Raw genomic sequence first — 14,984 nt, 5'->3', positions numbered from 1 at the left:
GAGCTATTTCCGCGTTGCGCTAGCTGCGGAAACGCGGGGTCCGTTCAGGCTGTTGCGTTGAGATTGAAAATCAACCTCGGCACCGGGGCAAAGCGCGCGAGGTACAGGTGTAAGATATGCGACAGATTGACGAGTGTTGTCTTTGCCCTGAGGATGGCGATACCAGTGGACCTTCGCATCAAGAAAACCTACCGCGCCCTGTTCGATGCCTTTACCGAGCTTCTCGAGGAGCATCGTTTTGAGGACCTGACGGTTGCCATGCTGTGCGACCGCGCCATGATTCGCCGCACGACGTTCTACAAGCACTTTCGCGACAAGAACGATTACTTTGCCTTTTATATCGATGAGCTCATGTCGGGCTTGCCGCAAAAACAGCCCGATGAGGCCGGCGTGGTATCTGCCGAGGACGTGCGCGCGCTTCGGCACGCGATTTTGGACGATGCCATGGATTTGATTCTGGCGCACGAGCGGCTCATGGATAACATTTTGGCAAGCAGCATGTCGGGCATGTTGACCAACGTTATTTGCGACCGCATTGCCCGCTCCATCCGCGAGCGTGTGATGAACGTGCTTGCCGAGGATGCCCTGGCCCCCGTGTCACTCGAGACGACGTCTGAGTTTATCGCCGGTGGCATTATTCGGTTGTTCACAAATTGGTGGGAATCGGGCCACGATCTTGAGCGTCGACCCGAGATGGCCGACGTGGTCGATGCACTGTTTGAGCGGACCATGACGCCGGTGAATCACTAAGGTGGCGGAGAGAGGGGGATTCGAACCCCCGGAACGCTCTCGCGCTCAACGGTTTTCAAGACCGCCGCATTCAACCGCTCTGCCATCTCTCCGTGAGTCGTAATGATAGCATCGTTTTGAATTTGCAACAGGGAAGGCGAACGATGACGATCACCGAAATCGACGAGAAGTTCATGCGCGAGGCGCTGGCCGAGGCGCGAGCCGCCGCGGCGGTGGGCGAGGTGCCCATCGGAGCCGTAGTGGTGCGCGACGGCGAGGTTGTCGCGCGGGCGCATAATCGTCGCGAGCTCGATCAGGATCCTTCGGCTCATGCAGAGTTCGCGGCCCTGTGCGCTGCCGCTCGGTCGCTCGGTCGCTGGCGCCTTTCCGATTGCACGGTCTACGTGACGCTCGAGCCTTGCTGCATGTGCGCGGGCCTTATGGTCAACGCGCGCGTGGGGCGCTGCGTGTATGGCGCGAGCGACGCCAAGGCGGGCGCGTTGGGATCCCTATACGATTTGAATGCCGACTCGCGCCTGAATCATCGGTTTAACGTGACGGCTGGGGTCCTGGCGGATGAATGCCGCGAGCTGCTGAGTAGCTATTTTGGCGGTCTGCGCGGAGCGGGCGGCGCTGATTGCGGTTGTGGGGCCGATCTTGAAGCACACGCCGCTCACGCCGCAGCGCTTGCAGGTGCCGGTGAGGATGCTGGCACGGCGGTTGACTTTGGTCCTGCGTGCCGCCGACCCCGCCGTGTGCTGTTGGCGATCGACTCCTTTAAGGGCAGCGTGTCGAGTGCCCAGGCGGAGGCGGCGGTTGCCGAGGGCATGCGCCGTGTGTGGTCCGATGCCCAGGTGGCCGCATTGCCGCTGGCGGATGGCGGCGAGGGGACGCTCGATGCCGTTGCCGCGTGCGGCGGTGAGATTGTGACCTGCGAGGTGGCAGGTCCCTTGGGCGACCGCGTGTCTGCCCGGATGCTGGTGGACGACGAGCGCGACTCGGCTGTAATTGAGATGGCCGAGGCGGCGGGTATTGGGTATTCACCCTGCACGGAATCGGCGGCGCTTGCGGCTTCGACCTATGGCGTGGGCGAGCTGATACTCCGTGCGGTTCGCGCCGGGGCAAAGACTATCTATATTGGTCTGGGCGGCAGTGCCACCAACGACGGTGGCGCCGGCATGCTGCAGGCGCTGGGCGCGCGTGTGGTCGATGATCAGGGATGCGATGTCGCCCCCGGTCTTGCCGGCCTTAAGCAGGTGGCGAGCGTCGATTTGGCGCCAGCGCTGCAGGCTTTGGATGATGTTCGTATCGTTGTGCTTTCCGATGTCGAGAATCCGCTCGTGGGGCGTCGAGGCGCACTGGCGGTGTTTGGCGGGCAGAAGGGCCTGCCGGCGGATGATGTCGAGGTGCTGCGCAGATACGACGGCTGGATGGTCGGCTACGGTCGCCTGCTCGATGCGGCAATTTTCGAGGCGCGAGCCCAGGGATTGTTGCGCACACCCGAGAACGCACGGACATTTGGCTCGGTGCTTGGCGTGCCCGGCGCGGGCGCTGCCGGTGGCTTGGGCGCGGCGTTGCTGGCGCTCGGCGCGGAGGTACGCTCGGGTGTGGAGACGGTGCTCGATCTCGTGGGGTTTGACGAGCGCGTGCGCGATGTCGACCTGGTCATTACAGGCGAGGGCAATATGGATGAGCAATCCGCCGCCGGTAAGGCGCCGGTGGGCGTGGCGCGCCGTGCCAAGCGGTGTGGCAAACCGGTGATCGCTGTCGTGGGCGGTCGCGCTGACAACCTGGATGCGGTGTGTGTGCAGGGCATCGACTTGGTGCTTCCGATCTGCCGCAAGCCCATGGACCTGGAACAGGCACTCGATCCGCAAGAAGCCACAACCAACCTCATCTGCGCCGGCGAAGCAGCCGCCCAATCCTACGACCTCGCCCGCCTCTAAAACCCAACTCCCTATAAGTTGCGGTGGAATAGTTCCTGTTTGGCGGCTCAGGCGGCAAAAACGGGAACTATTCCACCGCAACATCGAGAATGGCTATCCGAGGCTGGCCGCCTTGGGCCTTGGGTCGGACCGTCCGCCATGAAATGCGGCCATCTACTACGTTTAGCCGAGCACCCTCGACCATCCCGGATTTTGTGAAATTAAAACCGCAGGTAGAAAGCTTGCCGATTTTCGAAAAAGCCGGCTATGGTTGACCCCTGCGGCCTAAACGTAGTAGATAGGCCCCTTTTGTGGCATGGCAGCAGACCAGTCTTTTTGGGACGGGGCTTATTTGACCACCTGTCGATCTGATTGCCCAAGTAGTCAAAAGCCCCGTCCCAAATTAGCTACCTTGCCCCATCGGGCTGGAGCGGGTAAGATATACCGAGCGCCTAGCGCGTTCGATGGGTTCGGATGACGACATGTTCCGAATCTGGTCAGGTCCGGAAGGAAGCAGCCATAAGGAGCCTCTGTCGGGCATCCGGATCCATCGAGTGCGCAGGCGCTTTTTGGTGCCGCGGCTACCCGCGAGTGCCGGCAGGGCGCTTGGTGTCTCGCTGGTCCTCGGCTTTGCCTGCGGGATCGCTCGACTACCAAGCGCCCTGCCGGCACTCGCGGGTAGCCGACCAAAACCGCCTGAAGGGTCACATTTATCTGATAATTGAATTCCTGACGTTATGCCGCTCGCTGGCGTTGCCAAAACATCGGCTGCTACATGGTCCAAGAGGCTCCTGCAAAGGCGCATTTATCTGAATTTTATCTCGTGTGGAGTACCGGTCGTTGGCTGTGCCGAGGTACTGGTTCTTACCTGTCTAAGGATTCGAATCCCTGTTGAGTTGTTTACGCTTCTTTTGGGGTGGCGGTACTATCATGGTTCGAATTGAATGTGAATGATGATAGGGAGCGCCTATACATGATTGAGCTGCTCAGGCGTTTTGGTGGTAAGTTTCGCCGGTATATGGTGATTGGTCCTGCGTGCAAGTTGATTGAAGTAATCTTTGACCTGCTGACGCCGCTGGTGATTGCCCAGATGATCGATAAGGGCATTGGGGCGCACGACGTGAACGCCGTTATCCACTACGGTATGCTGCTTGCCGCCATGGCTGTGATCGGCATCTCGTTTACGCTCGTCTGCCAAAAGATGGCGGCGCTCACCTCGCAGGGCATGGGCACCGACATTCGTGGCGCGCTCTACCAGCATATCAACAAGCTGAGCTATGCCGAACTCGACCGTTTTGGCACGCCGTCGCTCATCACGCGTATCACCAACGACGTCAACCAGGTGCAGCTCGCTGTGGCGCTGGGCGTGCGCATGCTCATCCGCTGGCCCTTCCTAGCGGTGGGCTCCATGGTCGCGGCCCTTGCCATCGACCTTAAGCTCGGCATCATCTTTTTGATTTGCACGCCCGCCATCGGCCTGGTGTTTTGGTTTGTCATGGCGCGCTGCATTCCGTACTACAGGCAGCTGCAGGCAAAGCTCGACCGCATCGCGCTCATTTGCCGCGAGGGGCTTTCGGGCGCCCGCGTGGTTCGCGCCTTTGTGCGCGAGGGCCACGAGCGTGAGCGTTTTGCCCAAGCCGCCGATGACCAGGCCAATACCGCCATCGCGGTGGGCAAGCTCTCGTCGGTTCTCAACCCCGTGACGTTTTTGGTGATGAACCTGGGTGTGTGCGCCATCCTGTGGGTGGGCGGCATTCAGGTCAACGTGGGCGAGCTCACGCAGGGCCAGGTCATGGCGTTTGTGAACTACATGACGCAGACCCTGACCTCCATCGTGTACGTCGCCAACCTGGTCGTGGTCTTTACCAAGGCGAGCGCCAGTGCGTCACGTATCAACGAGGTGCTCAATTGCGTGCCGAGCATCACCGACGAGGGCAACCAGCCGGTCGCGCTGCCCAAGCCGGGCAATGTCGCTCCCGTTCCTGCGCTGGGCTTGAGCCATGCGAGCTTCTCCTTTGGCGCGGGCGCGGCAAATGCCGTCAACGATGTGACCCTGGAGCTCCCGCTGGGCAAGACGCTTGGCATTATCGGCGGTACGGGTAGCGGCAAGTCCACGCTCGTCTCGCTTATCCCGCGCCTGTACGATGCGAGCACCGGCAGCGTGAGTGTGATGGGCGCCGACGTGCGCACCTGGCCGCTCGACCAGCTGCGCCGTGTGGTCGCGACCGTTCCACAGCGTGCGTCGCTGGTGAGCGGCACCATCCGCAGCAACCTGACCTGGCGCGACGAGGCTGCGACCGACGAGGATCTCTGGGCGGCGCTCGACATGGCGCAGGCGAGCGAGTTCGTGCGCAACAAGCCGCAGGGGCTCGATACCCCGGTCGAGGCGGGCGGTAAGAACTTTAGCGGTGGCCAACGCCAGCGCCTGACCATCGCGCGCGCCCTGGTGGGCTCGCCTCAGATATTGATCATGGACGATTCTGCCTCGGCGCTCGACTTTAAGACCGACGCGGCGCTTCGCCATGCCATCCGCGAGCGCAGTGTGCGCGGTGCCGCCGAGGGCGGGCTGCCGCTCACGACCGTCATCGTGAGCCAACGTGTCTCGACCGTTCGCGATGCCGACATGATCTGCGTACTCGACCACGGCTCGGTTGCGGGCCTGGGCGCGCACGATGAGCTCTACACGACCTGCCAGCTCTACCGCGAGATTTGCCAGTCGCAGCTTCGCCGCGAGGAGCTCGAGGGTCAGCAGGGGAGTACGGCGCCCGCGCCCGCCCCAGGCGCCCCGACCGTCCCCACATCCGTCTGCGCAAAGGAGGGCTGCTAAATGAATCCGTACACTTCCTCCGGTTCGGTCGCCACGATGACGGCCAACGTGTCCGGCAACGATAGCCTCAACGACCTGGGAGACGGTCCGCGCCAGCCCGGCGATCCCGAGCGCTATCCCGTGGGTGCGGTGACCCGCCGCCTGCTGGGCTATGTCCGTCCGCACCGCGTCTCGTTTGCGGCATCGTTTTTGAGTGCCGCCGTCTCGGTGATTCTGCAGCTCTACACGCCCATTCTCATTGGCGAGGGCATCGACCTTATCGTCGCCGCCGGGCAGGTGGACTTCGATGCGCTGCTGCCGCTCGTTACCAAGCTCGCGATTGTCGTCGTAGGTGCTGCGGCCTTCCAGTGGCTGCAGGGCTATTGCGTCAACCGCCTGTCTTACGAAACGGTGCGCGACATGCGCGTGGAGGCGAGCGATAAGCTCAGCCGCATGCCGCTCAGCTTTATCGACAGCCATGCCCACGGCGACCTTATGAGCCGCGTGGTCAACGACGTCGACCAGGTGGGCGACGGTCTGCTGCAGGGCTTTACCCAGCTCTTCACCGGCGTTATCACCATCGTGGGCACGCTCGCGTTTATGCTCTCCATTAACCTGACCATGACGCTCGTGGTGGTGCTCGTCACGCCGCTCTCCATCTTTGCGGCCGGCGCCATCGCCAAGCTCTCCAACAAAAGCTTTACGGCGCAGCAGCGTATTCAAGGGCAGCTCGGTGGTCATATCGAGGAGTACGTAGGCGAGCAAAAGCTTGTCGACGCCTTTGCCTATGGTCCCAACGCGCAGCTGCGCTTCGATGCCCTCAATGCCGAGCTCTGCACCGCGGGCGAGCGCGCGCAGTTTATGGGTTCGCTCTCCAACCCCGGCACGCGCTTTATCAATAACATCATCTATGCCGTGGTCGCTGTGATTGGCTGTGTGGGCGTGATCACGGGCGTGCCGGCGGCGCTTACGGTGGGCGGCGTGCAGATCTTCCTGTCCTATGCCAACCAGTACACCAAGCCGTTCAACGAGGTCACCAACGTCATTACGCAGATTCAGACCGCGTACGCCTCGGCGCGCCGCATGTTTGCGCTGCTCGATGCGCGCGAGCAGGAGCCCGATGCGGCGGATGCCGTGGAACTTGCCGCCCCGCAGGGCGAGGTCGCCTTTGAGCATGTGGACTTTAGCTACGTGTCCGACCGCAAGCTGCTGCAGGACATCTGCATCGAGGCCAAGCCCGGCATGCGCTTTGCCCTGGTCGGTCCCACGGGCTGTGGCAAGACGACGCTCATCAACCTGCTTCTGCGGTTCTACGATATCGATGCCGGTCGCATTGCGGTCGATGGCCGTTCCTCGCGTGATTACACGCGCGCAAGCTTGCGCCGCGCCTTTGGCATGGTGTTGCAGGACACTTGGCTGTTCGAGGGCACGGTGGCGGAAAACATCGCCTACGGCTGTCCCGACGCCACGCGCGAGCAGGTTATCGAAGCTGCCAAGCGCGCGCACGCGCACAAGTTTATCGTGCAGCTGCCAGGCGGCTACGATACGGTAATCGGCGAGGACGGCGGCACGTTTAGCCAGGGTCAAAAACAGCTGCTGTGCATCGCGCGCGTCATGCTCACCGACCCGGCGATTCTGCTGCTGGACGAGGCGACCTCGAGCATCGATACCCGCACCGAGCTGCAGGTGCAGGCGGCATTCGACGAGCTCATGGCTGGCCGCACAAGCTTTGTCGTGGCGCACCGCCTGAGCACGATTCGTAACGCCGACTGCATTCTGGTGATGCGCGACGGGCAGATTATCGAGTGCGGCACGCACGACGAGCTGCTAGCGGCAGGCGGCTTCTACGCCGAACTCTACCGCAGCCAATTCGCCCAGTGAGCAAGCCCGTGGGGCAAATAAATCAATCGACAGACGGTGGTTTACATCTGTCACGTTAGTACTAAGATATTCATCTAATAAATTGCATTAGTGGCTTTAGTTTTGGGGGAAACGAGGCAACGTGACTATGACGTGCTCTTTGGTGGTTAACAGCAAGAGCGGTAATACCAGGATGGTTTCGGGTGCGATCAAGCGTACGCTGCAGGCTGCGGGTGTTGAGTTTGTCCATGCCGCGGCGTTGAGCGACGATGCGGATGCAGATCAGGTTGCGCTCGAGGCGCAGGGCGCCTGCGCGGCCGACACGGTGCTCGTCGGCTTTTGGTGCGACAAGGGCGCGTGCACGCCTTCGGTCGCGGCGTTGCTTTCCGCCTTGCACGGCAAGCGCGTGTTCCTGTTTGGCACCTGCGGCTTTGGGGCCAGTGAGGAGTATTTTAGGCAGATTATCGATCGCGTGACCTCCAATTTGGCCAATGATGCCGAGCTTGTAGGCTGGGCGATGTGTCAGGGCAAGATGGGCCCCGCGGTCAAGCAGCGCTACGAGGCCATGCTCGAGCAAGATCCCGAAAACGCCCGATTTAAGATGCTACTCGACAACTGGGTTGCCGCAAAGGATCACCCCACCAAGGAGGATCTGGATAACATGGCTGCAGCCGCCAAGAAGGCCGTGCTGGGAGAGTAGCTTCGCCGTTCGCGGTCCTTCGTGCAAAACAATACAAATGGTGAAAGCCTCGAAATCCTCGAGGCTTTTTTCTTGACACTCGTGGGCGCAACGATGGCAAGCGTCTGGGACGATATTTTCCATCACCCCGATGACGAGGCCGTTCTGGACAACACGCTCGCATATGTTCGCTGGATGTATTCAGAGTGGGACGGGCTTTCCGGATGGGCGGGGTTTCGGAAAGTGCGTCCCGGAATTTGCCTTTGGAATGGGACGTAGTTTCCCGTTGAGGTGCTTTGCGGAAAGTGCATCCCACTCTGGGCGGTCGAAGTGGGACACACTTTCCCAAAGGCGCTCCAACGGGAAATTGCGTCCCATTATTCGGTCAAGAAACGGGATGCATGGGACCTCGGACAAAATCTCGGACCCAATCTGGGTCCAGGAGGGAGTCCGATGTATACGAAAGAGGAGCGCGAGGGGATTCTCTGGGAGTTCCACCGGAGCGGCCTGTCCGCCCCCGCCGCCTGCAGGAGCCTGCCGCTTTTCCCGAACAAGGACAACCTGTATGCTTGGCTCAAGCTGGAGGAGGCGGGCGAGCTGACCGCCCGTGAGATGCCCGACCGGGCGGAGCGCATGCACTGCTCGCACGGCGAGGGCAGCCCCGCATTCGCCGCGAGGCGACCGGGCACCGAGCCCGCCTCCCCGCGGAAGCGTCGAGCCGAAGGGGGCGCGGGCAAGATGGAGAGGACCGGGCGCGGAGGGGCCGGCGGCGAGCCGCCCGAGCAGACCGACTGGCGGGACTGGGGCCTGGAGGGGCTTCCCGACGACCCCGCCGAGCGCGCCCGCGAGGCCGAGGTCAGGCTCGCCGAGGCCCTGGCGGTGTTGGACGTCCTAAAAGCACCAGGCCCTGGCTCTTTGACGAACGAGGAGAAGCACAGGGCGGGAGAGGCGGCGAGGAGGCTCTCGCCGGCGGTGAGGCTCGCGGACGTGACCAGGACCCTGTCGATCCCGAAGAGCACCTATCTTGACCAGGCGCCCAGGATCTCGAGGCCCGACCCCAAGGCCGCGCTCAGGGAGCGCGTGCGCGCGTCGTTCGAGGCGAGCGGTGGCGTCTACGGGCCTGAGTCCGTGACCGCCGACCTCAGGAGGGGACCCGGCGAGCCCGTCTCGTGGCGCGAGCTCGCGCCCGGGGACGCCGAGAGCCCCGTCGTCGCGTCCGAGAAGGTCGTGCGCCGGATCATGCGCGAGGAGGGCCTGGTCGCCCGCAAGGCGGCGCAGATGCGCCGGAGGGCGAGGTACCGCAGCTACCGGGGCGAGCTCGCGGAGCGCCCGGCCAACGTCCCACTGCGCGCGGACGGGACGCACGACTTCCGCGCGCCCGCGCCCGGCCTGCTCGTGGTCACCGACGTCACGGAGTTCAGGCTCGACGGGTACAGGGCGTACCTGTCGCCCGCGATCGACTGCTTCGACGGGTGGCCGATCTGCTGGAGGGTCTCGGTCCACGCCGACTCCGACCTGATGGTCGGCATGCTCAGGGACCTGGTGGGGATAGTCGGGCCGACCGAGGACCGGCCGCTCACGGTGCACACCGACGGCGGCGCCGTCTACATGGGGCGCGAGTGGCGCGAGGCGTGCGGCCCCGGGGTGGTGCGCTCGATGTCGAGGAGGGCCCGGAGCCCCGACAACGCGCGCGCCGAGGGGTTCTTCGGCACGCTCAAGTGCGACTTCTTCGAGGGCAGGGACTGGACCGGCGTGCCGTTCGACGAGTTCTCCCGCCTGCTCGGCGAATATATCGAGTGGTACAGGGACGGCAAGCTCAAGAAGGACCTAGGATGGAAGACCATTAGGGAGTATCGCGAGGAGAGGGGCCATGCGGCATAGCGCCGGGACATGGTCCGGAAAAACGTCCGAGGTCCCCATTTTCCCAATGAGAGCAAAACCGGAAAATGCATCCCACAATCAGCCCTCAAAGTGGGACGCCGTTTCCCAATGAGGCTCAAGCGGAAAATGCATCCCGGAATTTGCGCTCAAAGTGGGATGCGGTTTCCGGTTGAGGGTCTAAGGGGAAAATGCGTCCCAGAATCGACGCTTGAAATGGGATGCAGTTTCCCGATGAGGCACTCGACGGAAAATACATCCCAGAAATGGCCTTTGAGCTGGGATAAGATTTCCGCGGCATCTCGGATTCTCAAAAATGAGACACGCCGTTGGCGAAAATGAGACACGTGATATCGGGCATCGGATGTATCATTTGCAAAAATGAGTCCACTCCACTCGAATAAAGCGAGGTCCCTCATGTACGTTCCACACCCCCGTATCCGTAGGCTGTCGAAAAGCCCGCTTGTTGGGACGGCGGCGCTTGCTGCGTTGATCGCCACGAGCGTCGCCTGCTTCACGGCCACGCCCCAGGTTGCCCAGGCGGCAGACGCGCCCGCAATCACCGATATGACCGAGCAGGATTATCAAGCCCTGGGTCTGGGCACGAGCGAGGACATTCCGGCCGATACCGTTGGGCCCTATTCCACTGATACCCCCACGACGTTTGCCACGCGCAGCGAGGTCTATATGGCAGCTAACGGTAGCCATGGCAATCGCTACACTCTGCGCGACAAGCTCGAGAACGTCGAGCGCGGTGACATTGGCGGCAGCAGCAAACTCACCGATGGCTATGGAAGTGTGTGGGGCGCCGCAAAGTTCTGGCAAAACGTCAACAACTTCGATACGAACAGCGATCTCTACAAGCATAGCGACTACGGTGGCGGCACCTGGTCGTACCTAAGCAACAATGAGTCCTCAACAGTACTCGCCAACGACAACAACGGTTTCTCGGGCATTCACGCCACGAGTGTTGAGTTCTGCAGCGACGCCAGCACGGGCAAAAAGAGCCGCGTTGCCGAGTTCCGTGCCTACGGCGACAGTTCCTCCACGACGATTGACGGCAAGTCATACGCCGGAAAGGTTGAGCTGGTCCTCTACTCGTTTAGCAACGGGCGTACGCGCACTCTCGACACACACCTGCCGGTGACGGTCAACACTAATATGATGTACGAAGGCCGTTTTAAGTACCTGGATGCCGGTTACCTGCAAGAGCACGACGCCGTCTTTGATGTCGAGGCGGGCGATGTCGATGGCGACGGCGTCGACGAGCTTTTTGTCTACGCGGGCTGCTATGTCGACGAGAACGGCGTGCGCAAGGCTGTAGTCGACATGTATGACTTGGAGGGCGGCAACTGGAAGCAAAGCGTCGTCAAGATCGATGCCGGTAACGCCGCGGACTACACCACGCACAACAAGGGCGGGAACGACTCCTGGACGCAGCTTCAGTCAGCTCCTGTCGTTTCGCTAGCGGCCGGCGACCTCGATCGCGATTTTTGCGATGACCTCGCCATCGTGGTCTCGGCACCCTACGGCAAGAAGACTATTGATAAGTCGACGCATTGCGAGCTGTTTTCGTGGGATGCATCCAAGGGTGCGCTCGTCCATGTCGATGCTCTGGGCGACGCGGGCGCAATCTCCCTCTCCGCGAACGGCAAGACCATGGTCGCTGCGAATGCGACGTTCGGCACGTTTGCCGCCTACGATGAAGAAGGAAAGAAGACGGGTGAAACCGTCACGGGCCTTATTCTTGCGGGCTATGACTGGCAACGCAGCGCTTTTGATTACGGCGCTTCTGACGGCAGCAAGGGGCTGTACGGCGCGCTGTACCGCTACGCGTATTTTGACTCGGAGTCTGGCGAGTTCAAGCTTTCCGATTGTAAGGAATACAGAGACGGGCTCCTCGCCTCCTATGGGCTGATGCATGTGCCCAACAGCGCATGGAAGGATAGCGCTCAGGATAAGCGCTATCCGTGCACCTTGGCGCCTATTGCCCTTGCCACTGCCAACCTTGACGGCCTGTCCGAGCAGCTGGCGGTTGACGAGGCGCTCGTGGGCGGCGATGTGTTCCGCGACTTTGCCTGCAACACGGCGCAGAGCGGGGCTCAGGGCTTGGGGTCCATGGTCGGAACCATGAGCATGAGCGGTCAGCAATACAACAGCAGCAACAAGCATGACCACAAGGGTATAGAACAGGTGTGGATCAGCGACGTCAAGGCGGGCAGCGTCTCGGGTTCGGACCGCTATAACGAGAGCTTTATCGCCGTGGTGGGCAAGCACCGCGACGAGGACCTGCGCAAGAACGATGACTACTATTGGATGACCGCCTCGCATTTTTCGCTCGACGAGAACGGAAAGGTGCGCCGCGGCGAGGAGCAGGTGATTAGCGAGAGCAACCGTCGCGGCACTACCTACGGCACATTTATCTCGCTCGCGCTGCCCGATGTCGACAACGACAGCGTCAAGATCACGTACAAGGACCGCTACAAGGTCTATACCAACCCGCGCGTGCTTGCCGTGCTGCAGGATGCGCCCTATGTTGAGGATCTGGAGCAGGCATACGGCTATCTGGTGTTGGGCGGCACGTCATACGGAGAGGAAAAGGGCACGGGGACATCCCAGGGCTATACCATTGGCGCCGAGTTGGGCGTTGCCGTCGAGGTGCAGACCGGTCCGCCCCTGGTCGCGATGAATGCTTCAGTCGATTTTGCCGCCGAGGGATGCTATGACTACCGGAGCGAGCGCACGGTCAGCGCAAGCGTAAGCTATGAGTCGCATGCCGGCGAGGGTGACAAGGCCGTGCTCTACACGATTCCGATGGTCTATTACGAGTATGAGATCGAAAATGAGGAAACTGGTGGCAAGGGCGTGATGGCGGCGCCCGTGTCGCTCGGCGCGCAGACCTCGGTCGTTAATGTCGAGGCCTATGACCGCATTGCCAAACAGCACAATATGACGCCGCTCAGCTACTTTTTGACCAACCGGTCGGGAGAACCCGGAACCTATCAAACGACGCTCAACGGCGAGACTCCCGTTGGGGATTCCTTTGGCCTGGGCAAGCCTGGCGTAACGCGCGCCTACACGCACGATGGGTTTAACGGCGCCGCCGCGCAGTCGGGGGCGAGCATTGAGCAGACCATCGAAGTCGAGGAGGGCAAGGAGCAGGAGCTCGAGCTCGGCTTGACGCTGAACGGCAGCGTTGTCATGGGCGCGAAGCTCGCAAAGCACGAGTTGTTTGGCGGCCTGTGCTTTGGTGCCAACGCCGGCTTTACTACGGGTAACTCCTCGAGTGAATCGACCGAATACGGCGGCACCGTCGACAACCTGCCCGAGGCCGCGCAGGGCAAGTACGGTTTTGTGTGGCGTCTGGGCGTCAACGCGGTGGATGTCGACAAGTTCGAGGCAGACTCGGGCGACAAGCTCGGCACCAAGGACACCGACCAGTTCTGGATCGTGGGCTATGACGTTAAGGACGTCGAGATGCCCGACGCGCCGGCCGTGACGGGCTTTACGGCAAACGCCGTCGATTCGACCAGCGTTACGTTTAGCTGGGACGATGTGCTCGCAAACAAGAGTGACTTTAGCTACGGCGTGGGCATGCTGCAGAGCAATGCGGCGGATGCGGTCGTCAATAGCTGGAAGATTGCCGACAACACGCAGACCTCGCTCAAGTGGGATGGGCTGCAGCCCAATACGGAGTATCGATTCGCCATCGCCGCCGTTAAGAATGGATCCACGACCGAAACAGGTATTCGCTCGGCAATCATCACGGTCAAGACCATGCCCGATGGCATGACGATGACTGTGAGCGGACCTGCAGCGGATGCTGCGGAGGGGTCGGATCTTGGATACGACTCTTCGGTTGAGCGCACGGCGGGAAGCCACCTGACGCTCTCGGCGATTGGCCATGTGAAGCAACTCGGTGCCGACGATAGCGAAACAGGGCTGGCACCGACCTATATGTGGTACCGCAAGGGCCGCGGCGAGACAGAGTTTAAGCTCGTGGGTGCCGATGGCAACCTCGCGGCTGGAACGGCCTCAAAGCTCGAGATTGACCTGACCGCAGACGATGACGGTGCGCAGTATTACTGCCACGTGGGATACAACGACGTGGGCCTCGACACCGGCACGACGCTCGTGAATATCGAGGCCGAGGAGACGGCGCCCACAACGGTGAACGCCACCCCAATCCGCACGCGCCGCCTGTTCTCACAGGCAAGTGCGGGCGCCAAGAAGTTCCTGGACCATACGCTGGTAAACACCGCCGGCCCAACCGATTCCGAAGGCTCAAAGGACCCCGAGACTCCTGAGACCCCGACGAACCCGGACAAGCCCAAGTCCGACAACGGAGCTAAGATCGACACCAAGGTCAAGACTACGACCACAGCGAAGAACCTCGCAAACACCGGCGACCAAACATTCGCCCTAGTCGCCACCGCAGCAGCAGCGGGAGCAACGTTCGTAGTGATAGCCCTCATCATGCTGATCAAGCGCCGCAAGACCCACTAGTAGCCAGTCGAACATATCGACAACCCAAAAACCCGGGTAGCCAAAAAACAGGCCACCCGGGTTTTCTGTTGAGTGGAGACTCCGCAAGCGGAAACTGCATCCCACAATTAGCGCCCGGAACGGGACACATTTTCCGTCAAGCCCTCATCCGGAAAATCCATCCCAGTTTGAGCGCCCGGACCGGGACGCACTTTCCCAAAGGGTCCTCAACGGGAAACTGCGTCCCATAATTAGGCCGAGAAATGGGATGAACTTTCCCAATGAGAGCCAACCGGAAACCACGTCCCAGAATCAGCCCCCAAAGTGGGACGCACTTTCCCAACGAGCCTCAACCGGAAAATACATCCCGGAATCCAGCTGAATAGTGGGACACACTTTCCCAATCGGGTCCCAAGCGGAAACTGCATCCCATTCCAGACAAGAATTCTGGGACACGGTTTCCGGATGCAAAAAAGGCCACATGACGTGGCCTTCAACTTATATATGTTCAGCAGGTGTCTCCATGACAAGCCGCGCTTCAACACCGAGGCGTCTGCCCGGCGACGCGGAATGTAAGGTTCATCGCGAGTTCCGCACGAGCCGGAGAGCACTTAATGTGCTC

7 protein-coding genes, 1 tRNA gene and 1 other RNA gene are annotated in these 14,984 nt (G+C 61.4%); 8 read left to right on the top strand and 1 reads right to left on the bottom strand.

All coding sequences use genetic code 11. From position 1 onward, the window contains the following. The first annotated feature begins 153 nt into the window (after nucleotides 1-153). Nucleotides 154-750 (top strand): TetR/AcrR family transcriptional regulator, encoded by a 597-nt coding sequence (locus ACESUZ_RS07235; RefSeq protein ID WP_275950408.1) that lies wholly within the window; start codon nucleotides 154-156, stop codon nucleotides 748-750. A 2-nt stretch (nucleotides 751-752) separates the two neighbouring features. Here the strand turns inward: ACESUZ_RS07235 and ACESUZ_RS07230 are convergent. Next, nucleotides 753-842, bottom strand: a tRNA-Ser gene (locus tag ACESUZ_RS07230). A 51-nt stretch (nucleotides 843-893) separates the two neighbouring features. Here ACESUZ_RS07230 and tadA point away from each other — a divergent pair. The 7 genes from tadA (at nucleotide 894) to ACESUZ_RS07195 (ending at nucleotide 14,383) form a co-directional block, all read left to right on the top strand. Continuing rightward, on the top strand, nucleotides 894-2,675 hold the full coding sequence (tadA, locus tag ACESUZ_RS07225) for a tRNA adenosine(34) deaminase TadA (protein ID WP_373199290.1): 1,782 nt from the start codon (nucleotides 894-896) through the stop codon (nucleotides 2,673-2,675). Nucleotides 2,676-3,115: 440 nt separating this feature from the next. Continuing rightward, an RNA gene (gene ffs, locus ACESUZ_RS07220) (signal recognition particle sRNA small type) lies at nucleotides 3,116-3,211 on the top strand. A gap of 416 nt (nucleotides 3,212-3,627) precedes the next feature. Continuing rightward, entirely contained in the window at nucleotides 3,628-5,481 is a 1,854-nt protein-coding gene (locus ACESUZ_RS07215) for an ABC transporter ATP-binding protein (RefSeq protein WP_226812418.1), read from the top strand. Beyond that, nucleotides 5,482-7,341 (top strand): ABC transporter ATP-binding protein, encoded by a 1,860-nt coding sequence (locus ACESUZ_RS07210; RefSeq protein WP_117877198.1) that lies wholly within the window; start codon nucleotides 5,482-5,484, stop codon nucleotides 7,339-7,341. A gap of 127 nt (nucleotides 7,342-7,468) precedes the next feature. Next, nucleotides 7,469-8,020 (top strand): flavodoxin family protein BilS, encoded by a 552-nt coding sequence (bilS, locus tag ACESUZ_RS07205; RefSeq protein WP_117877200.1) that lies wholly within the window; start codon nucleotides 7,469-7,471, stop codon nucleotides 8,018-8,020. Nucleotides 8,021-8,452: 432 nt separating this feature from the next. Then, nucleotides 8,453-9,880: an IS3 family transposase gene (locus ACESUZ_RS07200; protein ID WP_117877202.1), complete on the top strand. Its 1,428-nt coding sequence runs from the start codon at nucleotides 8,453-8,455 to the stop codon at nucleotides 9,878-9,880. 486 nt (nucleotides 9,881-10,366) lie between these two features. Next, nucleotides 10,367-14,383 (top strand): fibronectin type III domain-containing protein, encoded by a 4,017-nt coding sequence (locus ACESUZ_RS07195; RefSeq protein ID WP_373199287.1) that lies wholly within the window; start codon nucleotides 10,367-10,369, stop codon nucleotides 14,381-14,383. Nucleotides 14,384-14,984 lie beyond the last annotated feature (601 nt).

The sequence above is a fragment of the Collinsella aerofaciens ATCC 25986 genome, from assembly GCF_964239575.1.
In the GTDB taxonomy this organism is placed as follows: domain Bacteria; phylum Actinomycetota; class Coriobacteriia; order Coriobacteriales; family Coriobacteriaceae; genus Collinsella; species Collinsella aerofaciens_BQ.
This window is presented reverse-complemented; position numbering and strand designations above follow the sequence as displayed.

What these genes read in the sequence shown, in the direction of transcription:
- ACESUZ_RS07200 (WP_117877202.1), top strand. Translation starts at nt 8,453, where the DNA reads ATGTATACGAAAGAGGAGCGCGAGGGGATTCTCTGGGAGTTCCACCGG.
- ACESUZ_RS07210 (WP_117877198.1), top strand. Translation starts at nt 5,482, where the DNA reads ATGAATCCGTACACTTCCTCCGGTTCGGTCGCCACGATGACGGCCAAC.
- ACESUZ_RS07235 (WP_275950408.1), top strand. Translation starts at nt 154, where the DNA reads ATGGCGATACCAGTGGACCTTCGCATCAAGAAAACCTACCGCGCCCTG.
- ACESUZ_RS07215 (WP_226812418.1), top strand. Translation starts at nt 3,628, where the DNA reads ATGATTGAGCTGCTCAGGCGTTTTGGTGGTAAGTTTCGCCGGTATATG.
- tadA (WP_373199290.1), top strand. Translation starts at nt 894, where the DNA reads ATGACGATCACCGAAATCGACGAGAAGTTCATGCGCGAGGCGCTGGCC.
- bilS (WP_117877200.1), top strand. Translation starts at nt 7,469, where the DNA reads ATGACGTGCTCTTTGGTGGTTAACAGCAAGAGCGGTAATACCAGGATG.